Origin of the sequence: Loigolactobacillus jiayinensis (assembly GCF_003946445.1) — a bacterium.
In the GTDB taxonomy this organism is placed as follows: Bacteria; Bacillota; Bacilli; order Lactobacillales; family Lactobacillaceae; genus Loigolactobacillus; species Loigolactobacillus jiayinensis.
Genome location: NZ_RHOF01000066.1, coordinates 1 through 16961, shown reverse-complemented (window position 1 = coordinate 16961; position 16961 = coordinate 1). Strand labels below are relative to the sequence as shown.

Here is a 16961-nt window from a genome sequence, read left to right as displayed (position 1 = left end):
CGCTAATAGATTACCACTTTGAGCAATCTATCAACAGGATAAAGTATAGAGCCTTAAAAAGACAGCACATCATGTGCTGCCTTTTTTGCATCTGTCATATGGTGCATCATAGGTATAAGCGCCGTACTATCTTCTTACAGAAATTAGTTAAAGCAGTTTCCGGCATAGAATAATAGTCTAACCCGAGTCTGATAAAGTTAAGCGCGATATCAAGCGCGCTTAACTTTATAAAATGTGAGTGATATCGGCTTTTTGGTCGTTTAGCTAATGGTCTAAATGGTATACTTGATTTAATGTAAACGTGTTGAAAAATCAAGTTATTGCATACAATTGCGTTTAGCAATAGTCAGTTTTTTTAGCAGCGTTTAAGAAAAAAGCGGGGTAGAATAATGGTCGAATCAATTAATACGCAACTTGAAATAACGGTTAAAGCGACATTGATGTTAGGTACACAACAATACGGTAAAATTCAAGTCGGTGAAACTGGTTTTGAATTTATTAATAAGCAAGCCAATCGTAATTCTGTGCAGTTGCCATGGGCCGACATTAAGCAGGTGATTACCGAGGTTTCTAACAACGGCAAAAAAATAAAGCGCTATACCGTTCAGACGACGCGGAACGTTCGCTATATTTTTATCTCTAAGGACGCTAAAGGCGTATTACGGGCAATGCGTGATCATATTGGTCCGGAAAAATTGATCAAAGCGCCAAACATGAAAAGTATCATCAAACGGATTTTTACGAAATAGTTTATGGTCTGCAATTGGCTGATTCAGGCATAGCCGGGAAGAAGGGGTTAAATGGCACTAAAAGTAACAACTGTGGAAATTGTGCTGCGTTTGCTACTAGCAGTGATCATTGCTGGGGTGATCGGTTACGATCGGGAATACAAGAATCGCCCAGCCGGGATTCGGACACATATTTTAGTTTGTGTCGGTGCTTGCGTGATCGCGCTGATCCAACAAAAAATAGGGTTTCAGGCCATTGAGTTTGCCCGCGCCTTTCCACGCTTTGCTGGTGTCGTTCGCGCCGATGAAGCGCGCTTGATTGCCCAAGTGGTCAGCGGAATCGGCTTTTTAGGTGCAGGGACAATTATTGTGACGCGCCATTCGATTTTAGGCTTGACTACAGCTGCTAGTCTATGGGCAGTGGCTGGGCTTGGTTTAGCGGTTGGGATGGGCTACTATGAGATTGCTATTATCAGCGCGCTGGTTGTTATTGGCGTGTTGACTTTTTTGCAGAAAATCATTCATATTGATACTTTGCAGAAAATTGAAATCAAATATCGTGATAAAACGGCGACCAAAAGTTATTTGCGGCAATATTTTGCTGAACACCATATTAAAATTATCGGGGTTAGTTTTAATACCGAACAAACAACGGCTGGTACAGTCTACACCAACATTTACAGAATAAAAATCCCGCGGCAAATAGTGTATGCACAAATCGTCGAGGATATTTCGTTGCGGTCAGATATTGTTAAGGTCCGGCTGATTGATATTTAAAAGCTGCGTTGTAGCCAAGTTACAAATAAATCAAACCACACGGCGACCTCTGGATGATTGAACTGGGGGTCGCCGTTAACTTCGGTGGTCGCTAAACTTAACCCGTGACGTCCATTAGGGAACAAATGTAACTCAAAAGGGACACCTACTTGGCGCAGTGCTTTAGCGAAGAGCAAGCTATTTTCGACAGGCACCGAACCGTCGGCCACGGTTTGCCAAATAAATGTCGGCGGTGTATCGGTATTGACTTGTTGTTCCACTGATAGTTTAGTGCGTTTAGCTAAATCAGTTTGATCCGCACCTAATAGGTTGGTAAATGAGCCTTGATGGCAGTACTGGCCGGTGGTGATCACAGGATAGCACAGCAATAAACCGTTTGGCTGCATTTGTGTCGGCGTCAAGCCAATGTTAGTCAATTCAGCAGCGTTCCAGAAAACGCCGAGACAGGCGGCTAAATGACCACCTGCAGAGAAACCGGCAACAATGATCTTATCTGGATCAATATGCCACTGTGCAGCGTGTTGGCGAATTAGCGCAACACTGTAAGCTAATTGATGCAAGGCAACAGGGTAACGGATTGGACTAACGCTATAACGGAGGACAAAGGCTTGGGCGCCACTGGCCATAATTTGTAGTGCCACTGGTTCGGCCTCACGATCAGAAGTCATTTCATAGCCGCCACCAGGGCAAATAATTACGGCGGGGCGAGTGCGCGTCGTATCGATTTGAGGTGAATTATCAATTAGATAGCCAGTAAGTTCGGCGCTGGGTTCGCTTTGATAGTTAACGGTTTCGTGGATCAATTGCATATTTAGGCAGACCTTTCTATTTTTAAAAAGAATGATACTAGGTAAATCTATTCTAACATTGAATTTAGGCGGCTGCGACATAAGTAAAATTATGGCGCAGCCGCTTTTTATTGTGCACTGAATCAATGCTTCAGTAAAACTTTATTGAAATTTCACTAAAACTAGGCTATACTTTAGAAATCGCTTGCAGACAGGCATAAGTTGAACATAAGGGAGAGAATTTGAATGACAAAAAAAGAGGAAAAAATTACGATCAAACCAGAAAACTTTGCGCAGATGGTCTTGACGGGAAGTCCCAAAAAAGAGGACGAAGATGATTTAGCTTATATTAAGCGTCAATTGCGGCTTTATTTGGAAGCGCTTATGCTGGCACAAGACTTTAATGATCTTGAAAAAACACAATTTGATGTGGCTAAACAAGCTCAGCGAGATGCTATTTTACAGAAAATCATTGAACGTCGTTATTAATTTATAGATAAGGGAGATTGGGAGCATGAAACATATCAAGCAATATACATCGTATGCGCTGGGTGCTTTTGGGCATGATGCATTTTACCAGACACTAAGCACATACCTTATGTTATTTATTACTAGCCAGCTGTTTGATACCAGTGATAAGGCGTTCAACGCGCGGATGATCGGCTACGTCACTTTATTGATGACGGGGATTCGCTTGGTTGAAATCATTTTTGATCCACTAATTGGTGGAGTCGTTGATAATACTGAAACGCGCTGGGGTAAGTTTAAGCCTTGGCTATTGTTGGGAGCATCGGTTAGTTCAGTAATGTTGGTCATCGTTTTTACTGATTTCGGTGGTTTAACAACGAAAAATCCAGTTTTATATTTGGTCTTATTTGGGCTTTCGTTCGTGGTTTTGGATATTTTTTATTCATTCAAGGATATTTCGTTTTGGTCGATGTTACCGGCATTAAGTGTTGATTCTAAGGTACGGGCTAAGTTTGGTACGATTGGTCGCCTAGGCTCAACGCTAGGTGCACAAGGTGTGCCGATCATTATTTTTCCCTTGATCGTCTTTTTCTCGCAATTATTTTCTGGTACACATGGTGACACAAAGACGCATGCCGGTTGGATCGGCTTTGCAGTAGTCATTGCCTTGATTTCGTTTTTAGGTGCACTGGCAACGGCATTTGGGACTAAAGAAAAGAAAAGCTTGATTCGTGATAATAGTGAGAAAGTTCGTTTTCGCGATGTTTTCAAGGTGTTAGCCAAAAATGATCAGCTAATGTGGTTGTCACTTTCTTACTTCTTATTTGCGTTGAGTTATGTGGTAACTAACTCGTTGTTGGCCTATTACTTCCAGTACGTTTTGGGCCGCTCAAATTATTACTGGCTAGTTGGCGTGATCACGGCTGTTTTAGGCATTGTTTCCGTGTCATTATTCCCAGCGCTGGTTGCATTGATCAAGCGGCGCGCTATTTATGTCGGCGGTATTGTGTTGATGTTAATTGGTTACGCTGTCTTCTTATTGGCGGGGCATAATATTGTCGTTGTATTGATCGCAGTTGGTATATTCTTCTTCCCGTATCCGATGATTTTCTTAGCGGCATTGATGACGATCACCGATAGTGTTGAATACGGCCAATTGAAAAATGGAACGCGGAATGAGTCGGTCACTTTGTCAGTACGGCCGTTGCTTGATAAAGTTGCGGGTGCGATTGCTAACAGCGTGGTCGGTTTAGCGGCAGTTCATTCTGGTATGATTGGTAACGCCAAGCCTAGCAGCATTGACGCTGGCCAATTATTAACGTTTAGAGGCTACATGTTCTTTGCGCCAATTGCGTTGATTCTCATTGCGGCATTGGTTTATTTATTTAAGGTCGAATTGTCAGAAGCCAAACATAAAATGATCGTGATTGAATTGGAAACTAACTTAAAAGCAGCACAAAAAAATAAATAGTAAGCTGAAAGCAATATTAGTGCATAAAATTAACGATTTTCTATAGCAGATGCTTGAACTTGAAACCGTTTTAGCTTATACTAGCCACATTAGATATAGTAAAGTTCAGTAAAATTAGGAGGCATTCCCATGAACGCAACAGAATTACGTAATGAATTTAAAGCCTATTTTGAAATCGAACCACAGCGCGTCTTCTTTTCACCTGGTCGGATCAACTTGATCGGTGAACATACGGATTATAACGGTGGTCATGTATTTCCCTGTGCTATTAGCTTAGGTACTTATGGTGTTTACGCTGAACGTCAAGACACAACGGTGCGGATGTATTCAGCTAATGTGCCCGATCAAGGAACAGTTACTTTTGATATTCATGATTTAGCTTATCAAAAGGCCGCTGGTTGGACCAACTATCCTAAAGGGATGTTGTATGAGCTGGCCCAAGCTGGGTTCAAGTTCGATCATGGTTTTGATTTATACGTTCATGGTAACTTACCTGATGGCGCTGGCCTTTCTTCATCAGCTTCGATTGAATTGTTAATGGGCACAATTGCCCGCGCTGCCTTTGACCTTGACGTTGCGCAACTTGATTTAGTAAAACTTGGTCAAAAGGTAGAAAACGACTATATTGGCGTGAATTCAGGTATTATGGATCAATTTGCGGTTGGTATGGGTAAATCCAATCAAGCAATCTTACTGGATACAAACACGATGAAGTATAAATACAGTCCGGTTGAGCTTGGTGATCGCGTAATTGTCATCATGAACACGAATAAGCGTCGCGAATTACAAGATTCTAAGTACAACGAGCGTCGTAGTGAATGCGAAGCGGCGTTGGCTAAGTTACAACAACAGTTACCAATCAAGTCACTAGGCGACTTAGATAAAGACAGTTTTGATCGGGCAGCCTATTTGATCAATGATGATACCTTGATACGGCGTGCGCGCCATGCTGTTTTTGAAAATCAGCGTGCGTTGCAAGCAACGACGGCTTTAGCTGAAAATGATTTGACGACGTTTGGCCACTTAGTCAATGCGTCGCATGTGTCATTGCATTTTGATTATGAAGTAACGGGTAAGGAATTGGATACTTTGGTTGAGACTGCTTGGCAGCAGCCAGGTGTTTTAGGGGCACGGATGACTGGCGCTGGTTTTGGCGGCTGCGCGATCGCCATTGTGGCTAAAAGTCAAGTTGCGGCGTTCCAAACTGAAGTTGGCGCCACTTATAAAGAAGTTATCGGCTACGCACCTACTTTCTACGTGGCAGAAATTGCTGACGGTCCTAGTGAGTTGGCCTAAATTGAGCAAATGTAATTAATGTTTAGTCGTGTTTTAGTCTAAGGAGATTGATGATAATGACAGTTTTAGTTTTAGGTGGCGCCGGTTATATTGGTTCACATACGGTTGATCGTCTGGTTGGCAAGGGTTTTGATGTGGTGGTCGTTGATAATTTGGTAACGGGGCATCGGGCGGCCGTTAATGCTAAGGCGCGCTTCTATTATGGCGATGTTCGCGATACTAGTTTTTTGGAACAAGTTTTTACTACTGAAAAAATCGATAGTGTTGTGCATTTTGCGGCTTTTTCTGTTGTGCCGGAGTCAATGCGGGTACCATTGAAGTATTTTGACAATAACACAGCGGGGATGATCAACTTATTGGAAGTTATGGAGCGGCATGCTGTGAAGCAGATCGTCTTCTCTTCAACTGCGGCGACTTATGGTGAGCCGAAGCAGATTCCAATTAAGGAAACTGATCCGCAAGTGCCAACTAATCCATATGGCGAAAGCAAATTAGCTATGGAAAAAATCATGCATTGGGCTGATCTAGCTTACGGCATCAAATTTGTTGCTTTACGTTATTTCAACGTTGCTGGCGCCAAGGCTGATGGTAGTATCGGCGAAGATCATCATCCGGAAACGCATTTGGTACCGATTATTTTGCAGGTGGCGGCCGGTGAGCGCGCTGAGTTGAAAATTTTCGGTGCTGATTATCCGACTAAAGATGGGACTAATGTGCGCGACTACGTTCATGTCGTTGATTTGGCGGACGCACATATTTTAGCATTGGCTTACTTAGCCAAGGGCAATGATAGCAATGCCTTTAACTTAGGTTCCGCTACTGGTTTCTCCAACAAAGAAATTCTTGAAGCTGCGCGCAAAGTTACCGGTCAGCCAATTCCAGCAACAATGGCGCCACGGCGAGCTGGCGATCCAGCAACTTTGATTGCTGCCAGTGACAAAGCACGCCAGACTTTAGGTTGGCAGCCACAATATGACGATATTCAAGAAATCATCCGTACGGCGTGGAACTGGAAACAAGGCCATCCGCAAGGTTACGGCGAAGTGAAATAGGAGGCAGAATAGTATGGCAGATTTAGCGGTCCAATTTGTGACCCATATTTTAACGACTAATCCTGATTATCAGCCGTTGGATCGTATTTATTTGACTAACCGTGTTTATGCACTGGTTGGCACGCAGTTACCAGAAAAGGCGTATCCGGACTTATTAGATTTAGCAGCGGCTTTACTTGATGCAGCTGTAGCTAATGGTAAAATTGGCGATACGCCGACTGAGCGTGAGCTTTTAGACGGTACATTGATGGATTTACTGACGCCGCGGCCTTCTGTAGTTAACAATAATTTTTGGAATCAATATCAAGTGAGTCCGCAAGCAGCCACTGATTATTTTTATCAGTTGAGTCGGCAAAATGACTACATCAAAACGCGTGCGATCGCTAAAAATGTGGCGTTTTCCGTTGCGACTGATTATGGTGATTTAGAGATCACAATCAATTTGTCTAAGCCGGAAAAAGATCCCAAGGCTATTGCAGCTGCGCAAAATCAGGCGCAAACAGAATACCCTAAATGCCAGCTATGTATGGAAAACGAAGGTTATCTAGGTCGTTTGGGCTATCCTGCGCGGAGCAATCACCGGATCATTCGCTTTATCTTAGGCGGCGAAACTTGGGGCTTCCAGTATTCGCCATACGCTTATTTCACAGAGCATTCAATTTTTCTTAACCAAGCGCATACGCCAATGGTGATCAATCAGCACACGTTCACTAATTTACTGCAAATTGTTCGCATGCTACCCCATTATTTTGTTGGTAGCAACGCTGATTTGCCAATCGTTGGGGGTTCAATGTTGACCCATGATCACTATCAAGGTGGCCGCCATGTTTTTCCAATGATGAAAGCACCAATCACGCATGAATTCACCGTTGATGGTGTACAGGCGGGAATTGTGAAATGGCCGATGACAACGATTCGCTTAGTCAGTGATACACCAGAAAAATTGGTTAACGCCGCCACTAAGATCCACGACACTTGGCGCGCTTATTCAGACGAAAGCGTCGATGTGCGTGCATATACTGACGACACTCGGCATCATACGGTGACACCAATTGCTTATCGCCGGGAACAACAGTATGTGTTGGATATTGTTTTGCGTGATAATCAGACGTCAGCACAATATCCAGATGGCATTTTCCATCCACATCCTGATGTACAACACATCAAGAAAGAAAATATCGGTTTGATCGAAGTAATGGGCCGCGCAATTTTACCAGCGCGCTTGAAAACGGAAATGCAGGTCGTTGCTGATTATTTGATTGGTAAAGATGTGCAAATTGCACCTTATCATCAAACTTGGGTCGCTGACTTGCAACAACGCTACACCTTCACTGCGACTAATGTGCAAACCATTTTAGATCGTGAGGTCGGTCTTGTTTTCACTCGTGTATTGGAAGATGCTGGGGTCTTTAAGCAAACTACCGCCGGACAAGCGGCCTTTAAGCGCTTTGTTAGCCAATTAAATTAGGTGGTATAATGAGTCAAAATAGTTTCAGGGGGAATTAACATGGCAACCACATTAAAAGACATCGCCCACGCGGCTGGCGTTTCACTGACCACTGTATCGCGGGTACTAAATTACGATCAGTCGTTATCAGTGGGGGCAGCCACACGTAAGCGAATCTTTGCGGTTGCGGAAGAGCTGAACTATACCAAGATTCGCCGGCCGCAAGCTGAACCACAAACTAAACTACACAAAATCGCCATTGTGCAATGGTATTCTGAAGCTCGCGAACAGGATGATCTTTACTACATGGCGATTCGTTTAGGAATTGAACAACGCAGCCAATATCATCAATTTGAAGTAACCCGGATTTTTCAAAATAATATCAACCAGTTAACTGGCGAAATCGATGGTGTGATTGCTATTGGGAAATTTAGCGCCGATCAAGTGAGTGAATTACAGACGTTGACCGATAATTTAGTCTTTGTTGATGATGATCAGTTCACCGCCGGTTTCGATAGTGTATTGACTGATTTTGCGCAGGCCGTCCAGCAAGTGATCGACTTTTTCTGGACGCAAGAGCTGCACGATATTGGTTTGATCTATGGCACCGAGATCACAACGGATGGGCAACGGCAGATCAACGATCCCCGTGAACAGGCCTTTAAGCAGGCGATGACGGCGCATCAGGCGTACCGTGCTGAATTTTGTTTTGCCAGTGATTTCACTAATCAAGGTGGCTATCAAGCAATGAAACAAGCCATTACCACCTTAGGCGATCAGTTGCCCCATGCTTTTTTTGTTGCTAATGATCCAATGGCAACTGGCGCGTTGAAAGCTTTGCAGGAAGCGCAGATTAGCGTGCCAGAGCGGGTCAGTATTTTCAGCTTTAATGACACCGCGTTGGCTAAGTACGTGTACCCTGAGCTTAGTTCGGTCCACGTAGCAACGAACCTAATGGGTGCGACAGCGGTTGACTTGCTACAAAAGCGAGCACAACAGGCACAGGTACCACAGCGCGTGGAATTAGGGACGGAGCTTGTTTTTCGGGCGAGTACAAAATAGAGCAGGCAACAGATAGATGGTTAGGCGGATACACTGAGAAAGGTAGGCAATTCAATGACAGTAGCAGTCGAGGACTTTGGCAGCCAGCAGGGTACAATAATCAAGCGCTTTGTAGCGACTAATCAACGGGGCACCCGCATGGCAGTGCTCAGTTTAGGCGCCACTTGGCAAGAATTTTCGGTTCTGGAAAATCAGCAGCGGCAACAATTAATTTTTCATTATGACAATTTAGCAGCTTATGTAGCAACTAATTCACAACTAGGTAAGGTGATTGGCCGTGTAGCTGGCCGAATCAAGGATGGACAAGTGACGTTAAATGGCCAGCCCTATCAGTTGGAAACTACTGAAAAAGGAAATGCAATCCATGGCGGTACGCACGGCTTTAGTACGCTAAATTTCGTTGGTCAGACCTTTGAAACAGACAGTAGTTGTGGCGTTATTTTAACACGGGAGATTCCAAGCGCGCTTGATCAGTACCCTGGCGATTTAACGTTAAGTGTGACGTATACGCTAAGTGACGCCGATGAAGTAACAATTGAATTTACCGCTAAAAGTACTGCCGACACGTTGTTTAACCCGACAAACCACGTTTATTGGAATGTGACTGACGGACAAAAATCTAGCATTGAGCAGCAATGGTTGCAGATCAATGGGACTCAGCGCGCTGAGCTACGCGCTGATAAAACGCCAACGGGCCAATTGTTGCCAGTTGCCGGGAGTGCCTATGATTTTACTAAAGCTAAGGCGCTGGGTAAGGCCTTGCAACAGTTAGCAACAGAAAATGGTGGCACCGAATTTGATGACGCCTACCAAGTACAACCTAGTGCAACAACACCAATTGCAATGGTCGGGGATGTTGGTGGTAAGCGCCACGTAGAAATTTTCTCCGAACGTAATGGGTTAGTCATTTATACAGCTAATCTGACGGATTCAGCAGCGCCAACTTATAACGCACTGGCCACTGAAGCACAAGTGCTACCGGATTCTGCGCATCATGCTCAATTTGGTAGTATCGTCTTGCCCGCTGGTGTAACGGCTAGTACTAACATTCGTTACCGCTATGTTGCGGGAAAATGATTTTTTGAGTAGTCGTCCTTTAGGGCGGCTATTTTTGTAGATGTTTATTACATATTGTGGGGACGAGGACAACGTTATAACACACTGCTGATGATAGATTCACGTTTACATATACCTTTTGTCAGAGTATTTCTGGCATATTTTAATATTTTCAGTCTTATATCAGATAGAAAACCCATTCATCAATGATTGCTGATGAATGGGTTTTCTGTATACATGTAAATTTAATGTTGTTCTGGATGTTGTAGATCAATTTTTCCAACAATAAATATATAGGATAATGCACCAAGTAAAGCGATTACTGCAATAAAAATTAAAGCTGATGAGAAGTTACCGTTAGCTACTAAGAAGCCAATAACGATTGGGATGACAATTGAGGATAAAGCACCGCAAAGATTAAAAATACCACCAGCTAAACCGATTAAATCTTTTGGTGCTAATGCGGTTACGAAAACCCAAGTAATCGTAGCTAAACCATTACCGAAGAATGCAATCGACATAAACATAATAATCAATCCCGGATTAGTAGTGTAATTAGCACCCATGATCAGCAAAGTCAACAATAAGCCAGTAATGACCGGTGCTTTACGAGCAAAGCTTTCAGAACGGCCAGAGCGTATAAGTCGATCGGAGATAGTACCTGCCAAAATAACGCCACAAAAGGCAGCTAAGTATGGGATGCTGGATAACATACCTGATTGTAGAAAATCAATGTGTTTAGCTTCAGTCAAATAAGTTGGGAACCAAGTCAAGAAGAACCAGAAAGTACCGGAAATTGCAAACTGTCCAATATAGATACCGATAAGCCGTCGATTAAATAATTGCTTAATATTTTTCCAATTTAACTTAGCTTTAGGTTTACTGTTCTTTTCTTGGATAACATCCTGATCGGTAATGCCGCCGCCAGCTTGAATATAGGCTAATTCGTCAGAGCCAATAAGTTTACTCTTCTGTGGATCATGATAAACAAAGAACCAAATAAGTGACCAAATGACGCCAATAACACCAGTGATGATAAATAAACCTTGCCAGCCAACACTCTTATGAATGGCGAACAGAATTGGTGTCGAAAACGCTAAGCCAAGGAATTGTGCGGATGAGTAAATTCCAATAGCGGTTCCACGTTCATTTTCTGGAAACCAATAAGAGATGGCTCGATTATTGGCTGGCATAACAGGTGCTTCAAAAAAGCCAACACCTAAACGCAGTCCTAATAATTGTGCAAGTTACCAACTGTAGCTTGGAATATGGTGACTAAGGACCAGAAAAATAGGCTGATAGTGTAAATTATGCGAGAACCAAATTTATCTAATAGAATACCACCAGGAATTTGCATGGCAGCATAAATCCACCCGAACGCAGAAAATATTAAGCCTTGTTCAACGGTGGAGAGACCGATATCTTTTGCCATTTCGGGCATAGCAATTGAAACGTTAGTTCTGTCCATATAATTAATAATGATATTAATAAAAATCAGTGCTAGAACAATATAACAAATATGCGTAGATAATTTTGGCTTTTTTGTTATGGAAGCAGGACTGTCTGTTTTCATTTTTAGCAGCTCCTTTTTTAATAAACTCGAATCTCATATAAAGATATTTGTTGACTACCGTTAGTTGATAAGAGACGTAATCTTATTTGCTGTAGTTCAATTGGTTCGGTTAAATTAACTATTAAATGACGTTGTCGATTATCATTAATAGCTGTAATTTTTTGCCAGCCTTGCTCAGTGTAGGCTTCAAGAATTAAATCTTTAATTAATTCTGGCATCACGGGAAAAGCAGTATAATGATGATGTAAGTTAATTAAATCTTCATTAACATCATCATTAAGAGTCAGCCGGATTTCATGTACTAGTTGTGGCTTTGACCATTTTAATGTGATGGTTTCTGGCTGATGTTGACAATTCGTTACCCAAAGATTAGGACCAGAAAATGGTCGAACGTAACCATTAAGGATATTATTAACTGTGAAAGCTGATGTTTGCCGAATTCGAAAAACAAAGTTACGTCGATTAAATAACTGATTTGTCCAATGTAGAATTGGGCTAGTACGAACAAAATGATGTAATTTAGGTTGATTTAGTTCAGCAACCGGCTCATTTATAAAACTTAGGACTCCTTGAAAAGCTTGTTGTCCAACGGCTAATGTTAGCAGTGGGTTTTTACTGACTACAACAAAAATGTTTTCTGGTTTTTCAGGTTGCCATTCAATAGGGATAGTTAGCCAATCATGATAGTTATCTGGTACAGATACTGTAACCGATTTTAATAATTGTGCAGGAATATAATTCTGACGTTTTCCAGTTTGATAGAATTTTAATTCTATTTTGGTAGCGGTACTACTTTTTACAAATAATTCTAAATTATCTAATTTAGGATCAACAGGGAACAGGAATGCAACGTCCTTGATTAACGGATAATCTGTTGCGTCATTAGAGTAAGTATTAATTGTAGTTAGAGTATGACTGGCTTCTATTTTTGCTTGTCTAGCTAAATCATGGTCATCTTGATTTTTAATACCTAAGACAGAACTATCTTCTTTCAACAAATACTGCTGATAATCTGCTAAATATTTTTGATAAATATCCCGTGGTTGAATCTTGTGCGTATAGGCAAAGGCAGCAGCTAATCCCGCAGCTTGTCCACAAACTGCACAAGTAGCCATTACTCGGGTTGATCCAAAAGCAACATGACTAACGCTAATATCACGACCAGCTAGTAGTAAGTTATGAATGTTATGTGAGTACAATGTACGAAACGGGATATGATAAACGCCGTCAGGTACTGAGTCTTCCGTACCTGCTTGTTTGGTATACATGCCAGAGGCTGGATGAATATCGATTGACCAACCACCGAAAGCAACTTTATCGGGAAAATCGGTTTGTTCCTCAATATCTTGCTGGGTAAGCACGTAATCGCCAATGAATCGTCGATATTCACGCTTTCCAGGCAGCGACCCAACCCATTCAAGCGTTAAATTATCAGCATCATATTTACCGGAGTTTTTGATATAATCCCAAATACCGTAGACTGCTGCTTGTAATTCATCACGAATTTTTTCATTATCATGGACGATATCTAATTCACCACCCCATTCAATCCACCAATAATCACAACCGTTACCATCTTTTTGGATAATTCGACTTTTAACGATTTCTGTTTTAGTAATATCACGGGCAAAAAATGGTTTAATGAATTTAACTGGGTGACCAACGTTTTTGGTATAAAAGAATAGTGAGCTACCTAAAAAATCATGATCAGATTTTTTGGGGGCCAAAGATTCACCGTACTCGGATTGTGCTTCACGCCCGAGATGATAATCAGCACCGGCGGCAAAAGCTACTAAGCCATCACCTGTGCTATCAATAAAATAGCCGCTACTGAAGGTTATCTCCCGTTCTGAACCGATAATACGACCGGTTACAGAAGCGATTTTTTCCGGAGTATCCATTGTAACTTGTGAAATCTCTGTATTTAGAAATAGCTGGATGTTTGATTCGACGCGAACTTTCTCAAGCAAGAGTAAATCCCAGATATAGGGATTACCATCAGGATTGCGGTATTGATTTTCTAAAAAAAGTTCACCCATAATACCAGTTTCACGGGCATATCGATTGATGCCATGTTTTGTTGCACCACCAACCCAGACACGAATCTCACTGCTTGAATTACCGCCTAACAGGCTACGGTTTTGAACGAGGATTACTTGTCGACCAACACGAGCACTACTGATAGCTGCGCAGATACCAGCTAAACCGCCGCCAATGATGACAATATCTGCTGAAACGTATTCTTTAATCATTACTTCACTCCCTTGCTCATTTTACTTACATCTCGTATTATAGAGGTTGTGATAGCGTTAACAATTTCATTTTTTGTCGAGAAAATGTCATTTTTTGACTTTTGGAGGGGATTCAATTTGCTGACATTGAATATTAATCAATATACCTTCTGGCAACAGAAACCAGCATTTGTACTTGATGCAGATATTGAAAATTTTTGGGTCATGTATGTTATTGAAACTGGGCAGTGTAGCTACCAGATTGGTCCCAAAAAAGGTCAAGCACAGCCTGCAACAATATTATTATGTCCACCACATGTAAAGTTTAGTCGTAAAGTTTTACAACCGTTGACCTTTCATTTTTTTCGCTTTAGTTTTCAGTCAGATTTATTTATGCAGCAAGAACTAACTGGTAATTTCACACAAGCTAATCCGCGTATTTTAGAAGATTGTGATCATTTAAAAAAGCTAGAATATAGACTTTCTCCCACGGCAAAATCATTACGGAATCATTTGTTAACAGATATTTTTTACACCGAATTATTTCGGCGTTTATTCGAGGATAAGATTCCGATAGTAACTTCTCTGCCGATTCAGAATGCACTTCATTTTATGGATGAGCATTATCATGAAGGTATTTGTGTTGGAGATGTTGCTCAGTATATTGGTTGGAGTGCAGGCTATTTTTCTAGACAATTTAAAAAAGTTACGCAATTAAATGCAATTCAGTATCTTGATCGAATTCGATTACGTGCTGTTCAGCAATTGTTGATTAGCACTGATTTACCAATTAGTAATATTGCTGAACAGACCGGCTTTACTGATGGGTATTATTTAAGTAAAAAGTTTTCTCAATATATGAAAACATCACCAACTAAATTTCGAAAAACTCATCAGATATAAAGACTAGTGTTAAATTAAATAGAGGGCCTTTCTATAATTTATCTAATTTTGCTAGTACTTTGGAAAGTGATTCTGATATATAAAAATCCCTTTATGACTAAGAGTAGATGAATTATCTACTCTTAGTCATAAAGGGATTATTCGGTTAACATTTGTTTTTAAGCATATTTTCGCAACGCCTCACGGACAACGTTAACGTTAAATAGTGCCACTAATAATATACTATAAACGGGAAAAGTGATCAGTTCCTGCACTAGTCGGCCAGACAACAGAGGCAGCCAGGGTGTTTGGTACATTAAATGCAGCCATAAACTGTTCAGCCCGAGGTATAGGCCCATGGTGACAATAAAATTAGCAACTAGAATATTAGGTAGGCGCGGTGTTTTATGATAAAACGCGTAGCCAAAGACTAGGCCAACGAAAAAGGCGGTTACCACAAAGCCAGGAAAAAAAGTGGCTTTTGGCATGAGTAGCATGCCTAATATATTAGCTAGGGCGCTGCTACTGGCAGTGATCAATGGCGGAAAGAGTGTGGCCATGATTGCGGTAATAATGAAGCTGAAGGAAATCTTGGTTAGTAAAAATTGTAACGAAAACATGCTACCAAGAACAGTTTGTAAGGCGATCAATACACCTAGTAGCGTGATTTGGCGCGCTTTTGAATGTTGTAACATGGCAATTACCCCCAAAGGAAGAATAGACGTCACAACTAGCGCGCACAAAAAAGCCGCACGATCACTGGCTGCAACTGATTGTCGGACAAAAGCCACTGGTTCGTGCGGCGAATGCGGACCCAAAACCGCAAACTCGCCACACGCCTATCATTTCAGCGCGCGCTTGTTTTTCGTCCACCGCCCACATTCCGTTTCGGTGGCACTTAACGCTTTGGGTCCTACCCCGATAATTTGGTTTCATTATAAGCTAAACGTAAGCGAATTACTAGCAGCAGTGAGTCGAGTTTCAAGTTATTAGTACGAAAAAATGGTACATTAAAGGTGTCCATAGAGTAATTGAACGGGTATATATATAAAATACGAGGAGGTTTTTTCATGAAAATTGGCGTTATTGGGGCAACTGGTAAAGCGGGTTCATTGATCGCCGGTGAAGCATTGCAGCGTGGTCATCGTGTGACGGCCATTGTGCGTCATCCTGATAAGTTACAATTGAAAGTGCCAGTAGTCGCGAAGGATTTATTCGCGTTAAATACAGCAGATCTCAGGAACTTTGACGTAGTGGTTGATGCGTTTAACGCGCCAGCGGGCCAGGAAGAATTGCATAAAACATCGTTGCAACATTTAGTTGATATTTTACGCGGGACAACGGCCCGTTTGCTAGTTGTTGGCGGTGCTGGCTCATTATATGTTGATGCAGCACAGACGACACGCTTATACGAGACACCTGAGTTTAAAGATGAATGGAAGCCAACTTCTGTCAACATGGGTGAAGCGTTGCAGCAGTTGCAAAAAGTGACTGATGTGCAGTGGACTTATCTGAGTCCAGCGGCTGTTTTCTTGCCAGATGGTCCGCGGACAGGTAATTATCAACTTGGACATGATCAGTTGTTGACTAACGCGGCTGGCAAAAGCGAAGTCAGTTATGCCGACTTTGCCAGTGCCTTAGTTGATGAGATGGAAAAACCGCAACATGTACAACAACGTTTTACAGTTTGTAGCCGGTAAAAAATAAGCGGCAAAAGGTGGACCCAATTTGGATCCACCTTTTCATTTCGTCAATGCTTCGGCAACAAATAATTCACCTACACGCCGCCGTGGTACAAAGAAACCAGCTTCGACGTTCAGATTGTAGACCATGGCACCGTTGGGAAAAGTGCCGCGGATCTGAATGCGGTCGCCTTGGCGTGCACTGTATTGATCAGTATCAAATTGCGGTTCAATTTGAAAATCAGCGACAGCAATATAAGTTTGTCCTGCGGCAAGTTCAGTTAAAGTTTGTTGATGTGTCGGCATAAGAATTCCCCCAATTATTAACTAAAGCGTAGCAGGTTGACGGCAGAATGCAATGCTTTTTCTTCAAATATAGGCTAAAATAGAGCCACCCGAATTGTCAACCCAAGTGCAACACTTACTAGAATTAACTTATAATTGGTCT

Annotated in this window: 17 protein-coding genes and 1 riboswitch; of the genes, 11 read left to right on the top strand and 6 right to left on the bottom strand. The window is 42.0% G+C overall.

Translation table 11 applies throughout. The features are described 5' to 3' along the window. The first annotated feature begins 389 nt into the window (after positions 1 to 389). On the top strand, positions 390 to 749 hold the full coding sequence (locus EKM80_RS13025; RefSeq protein ID WP_125553902.1) for a DUF956 family protein: 360 nt from the start codon (positions 390 to 392) through the stop codon (positions 747 to 749). A 51-nt stretch (positions 750 to 800) separates the two neighbouring features. Then, complete coding sequence (locus tag EKM80_RS13020) at positions 801 to 1505, top strand: MgtC/SapB family protein (RefSeq protein ID WP_125553900.1); 705 nt, start codon at positions 801 to 803, stop codon at positions 1503 to 1505. Here the strand turns inward: EKM80_RS13020 and EKM80_RS13015 are convergent. Next, on the bottom strand, positions 1502 to 2314 hold the full coding sequence (locus EKM80_RS13015) for an alpha/beta hydrolase (protein WP_125553898.1): 813 nt from the start codon (positions 2312 to 2314) through the stop codon (positions 1502 to 1504). The genes EKM80_RS13020 and EKM80_RS13015 overlap by 4 nt on opposite strands. A gap of 225 nt (positions 2315 to 2539) precedes the next feature. Between EKM80_RS13015 and EKM80_RS13010 the strand changes: the two genes are divergently transcribed. The 7 genes from EKM80_RS13010 (at position 2540) to EKM80_RS12980 (ending at position 10166) form a co-directional block, all read left to right on the top strand. Beyond that, a complete protein-coding gene (locus EKM80_RS13010) occupies positions 2540 to 2782 on the top strand; it encodes a hypothetical protein (protein ID WP_125553896.1) in 243 nt (80 codons plus the stop codon). Positions 2783 to 2807: 25 nt separating this feature from the next. Beyond that, on the top strand, positions 2808 to 4232 hold the full coding sequence (locus EKM80_RS13005; RefSeq protein ID WP_125553894.1) for a glycoside-pentoside-hexuronide (GPH):cation symporter: 1425 nt from the start codon (positions 2808 to 2810) through the stop codon (positions 4230 to 4232). Between the two features lie 129 nt (positions 4233 to 4361). Beyond that, on the top strand, positions 4362 to 5528 hold the full coding sequence (locus EKM80_RS13000) for a galactokinase (protein WP_125553892.1): 1167 nt from the start codon (positions 4362 to 4364) through the stop codon (positions 5526 to 5528). 56 nt (positions 5529 to 5584) lie between these two features. Then, positions 5585 to 6580, top strand: coding sequence for a UDP-glucose 4-epimerase GalE (gene galE, locus EKM80_RS12995; protein ID WP_125553890.1), 996 nt, complete (start codon positions 5585 to 5587; stop codon positions 6578 to 6580). A 13-nt stretch (positions 6581 to 6593) separates the two neighbouring features. Continuing rightward, positions 6594 to 8048: a UDP-glucose--hexose-1-phosphate uridylyltransferase gene (locus EKM80_RS12990; RefSeq protein ID WP_125553888.1), complete on the top strand. Its 1455-nt coding sequence runs from the start codon at positions 6594 to 6596 to the stop codon at positions 8046 to 8048. Between the two features lie 39 nt (positions 8049 to 8087). Next, positions 8088 to 9089 carry a LacI family DNA-binding transcriptional regulator gene (locus tag EKM80_RS12985; protein ID WP_125553886.1) on the top strand — a complete coding sequence of 334 codons (1002 nt, stop codon included), beginning with the start codon at positions 8088 to 8090 and terminating at the stop codon, positions 9087 to 9089. Between the two features lie 54 nt (positions 9090 to 9143). Next, positions 9144 to 10166, top strand: a complete 1023-nt coding sequence (locus tag EKM80_RS12980) for an aldose epimerase family protein (RefSeq protein WP_125553884.1) — start codon at positions 9144 to 9146, stop codon at positions 10164 to 10166. 224 nt (positions 10167 to 10390) lie between these two features. Here the strand turns inward: EKM80_RS12980 and EKM80_RS12975 are convergent, their stop codons facing one another. The 3 genes from EKM80_RS12975 to EKM80_RS12970 are packed head-to-tail and all read right to left on the bottom strand — an operon-like array spanning position 10391 to position 13970. Continuing rightward, positions 10391 to 11338: an MFS transporter gene (locus EKM80_RS12975; RefSeq protein ID WP_263853749.1), complete on the bottom strand. Its 948-nt coding sequence runs from the start codon at positions 11336 to 11338 to the stop codon at positions 10391 to 10393. 38 nt (positions 11339 to 11376) lie between these two features. Further along, entirely contained in the window at positions 11377 to 11718 is a 342-nt protein-coding gene (locus EKM80_RS15220) for an MFS transporter (protein ID WP_263853748.1), read from the bottom strand. 17 nt (positions 11719 to 11735) lie between these two features. Beyond that, complete coding sequence (locus EKM80_RS12970) at positions 11736 to 13970, bottom strand: FAD-dependent oxidoreductase (protein ID WP_125553882.1); 2235 nt, start codon at positions 13968 to 13970, stop codon at positions 11736 to 11738. Positions 13971 to 14087: 117 nt separating this feature from the next. Here EKM80_RS12970 and EKM80_RS12965 point away from each other — a divergent pair, with 117 nt between their 5' ends. Beyond that, entirely contained in the window at positions 14088 to 14852 is a 765-nt protein-coding gene (locus EKM80_RS12965) for a helix-turn-helix domain-containing protein (RefSeq protein ID WP_164509566.1), read from the top strand. Between the two features lie 158 nt (positions 14853 to 15010). Here the strand turns inward: EKM80_RS12965 and EKM80_RS12960 are convergent, their stop codons facing one another. Continuing rightward, the gene (locus tag EKM80_RS12960; protein ID WP_191985955.1) at positions 15011 to 15526 is read right to left on the bottom strand and encodes a folate family ECF transporter S component; all 516 of its coding nucleotides are present in this window, start codon (positions 15524 to 15526) and stop codon (positions 15011 to 15013) included. 103 nt (positions 15527 to 15629) lie between these two features. Continuing rightward, positions 15630 to 15754, bottom strand: a riboswitch (THF riboswitch). 147 nt (positions 15755 to 15901) lie between these two features. Between EKM80_RS12960 and EKM80_RS12955 the strand changes: the two genes are divergently transcribed. Next, complete coding sequence (locus EKM80_RS12955; RefSeq protein ID WP_125553875.1) at positions 15902 to 16531, top strand: NAD(P)-dependent oxidoreductase; 630 nt, start codon at positions 15902 to 15904, stop codon at positions 16529 to 16531. Positions 16532 to 16573: 42 nt separating this feature from the next. Here EKM80_RS12955 and EKM80_RS12950 read toward each other — a convergent pair whose 3' ends face one another. Further along, positions 16574 to 16819 carry a hypothetical protein gene (locus tag EKM80_RS12950; RefSeq protein WP_125553873.1) on the bottom strand — a complete coding sequence of 82 codons (246 nt, stop codon included), beginning with the start codon at positions 16817 to 16819 and terminating at the stop codon, positions 16574 to 16576. Positions 16820 to 16961 lie beyond the last annotated feature (142 nt).

What these genes read in the sequence shown, in the direction of transcription:
- EKM80_RS13025 (WP_125553902.1), top strand. Translation starts at nt 390, where the DNA reads ATGGTCGAATCAATTAATACGCAACTTGAAATAACGGTTAAAGCGACA.
- EKM80_RS13020 (WP_125553900.1), top strand. Translation starts at nt 801, where the DNA reads ATGGCACTAAAAGTAACAACTGTGGAAATTGTGCTGCGTTTGCTACTA.
- EKM80_RS13015 (WP_125553898.1), bottom strand. Translation starts at nt 2,314, where the DNA reads ATGCAATTGATCCACGAAACCGTTAACTATCAAAGCGAACCCAGCGCC.
- EKM80_RS13010 (WP_125553896.1), top strand. Translation starts at nt 2,540, where the DNA reads ATGACAAAAAAAGAGGAAAAAATTACGATCAAACCAGAAAACTTTGCG.
- EKM80_RS13005 (WP_125553894.1), top strand. Translation starts at nt 2,808, where the DNA reads ATGAAACATATCAAGCAATATACATCGTATGCGCTGGGTGCTTTTGGG.
- EKM80_RS13000 (WP_125553892.1), top strand. Translation starts at nt 4,362, where the DNA reads ATGAACGCAACAGAATTACGTAATGAATTTAAAGCCTATTTTGAAATC.
- galE (WP_125553890.1), top strand. Translation starts at nt 5,585, where the DNA reads ATGACAGTTTTAGTTTTAGGTGGCGCCGGTTATATTGGTTCACATACG.
- EKM80_RS12990 (WP_125553888.1), top strand. Translation starts at nt 6,594, where the DNA reads ATGGCAGATTTAGCGGTCCAATTTGTGACCCATATTTTAACGACTAAT.
- EKM80_RS12985 (WP_125553886.1), top strand. Translation starts at nt 8,088, where the DNA reads ATGGCAACCACATTAAAAGACATCGCCCACGCGGCTGGCGTTTCACTG.
- EKM80_RS12980 (WP_125553884.1), top strand. Translation starts at nt 9,144, where the DNA reads ATGACAGTAGCAGTCGAGGACTTTGGCAGCCAGCAGGGTACAATAATC.
- EKM80_RS12975 (WP_263853749.1), bottom strand. Translation starts at nt 11,338, where the DNA reads ATGCCAGCCAATAATCGAGCCATCTCTTATTGGTTTCCAGAAAATGAA.
- EKM80_RS15220 (WP_263853748.1), bottom strand. Translation starts at nt 11,718, where the DNA reads ATGAAAACAGACAGTCCTGCTTCCATAACAAAAAAGCCAAAATTATCT.
- EKM80_RS12970 (WP_125553882.1), bottom strand. Translation starts at nt 13,970, where the DNA reads ATGATTAAAGAATACGTTTCAGCAGATATTGTCATCATTGGCGGCGGT.
- EKM80_RS12960 (WP_191985955.1), bottom strand. Translation starts at nt 15,526, where the DNA reads ATGTTACAACATTCAAAAGCGCGCCAAATCACGCTACTAGGTGTATTG.
- EKM80_RS12955 (WP_125553875.1), top strand. Translation starts at nt 15,902, where the DNA reads ATGAAAATTGGCGTTATTGGGGCAACTGGTAAAGCGGGTTCATTGATC.
- EKM80_RS12950 (WP_125553873.1), bottom strand. Translation starts at nt 16,819, where the DNA reads ATGCCGACACATCAACAAACTTTAACTGAACTTGCCGCAGGACAAACT.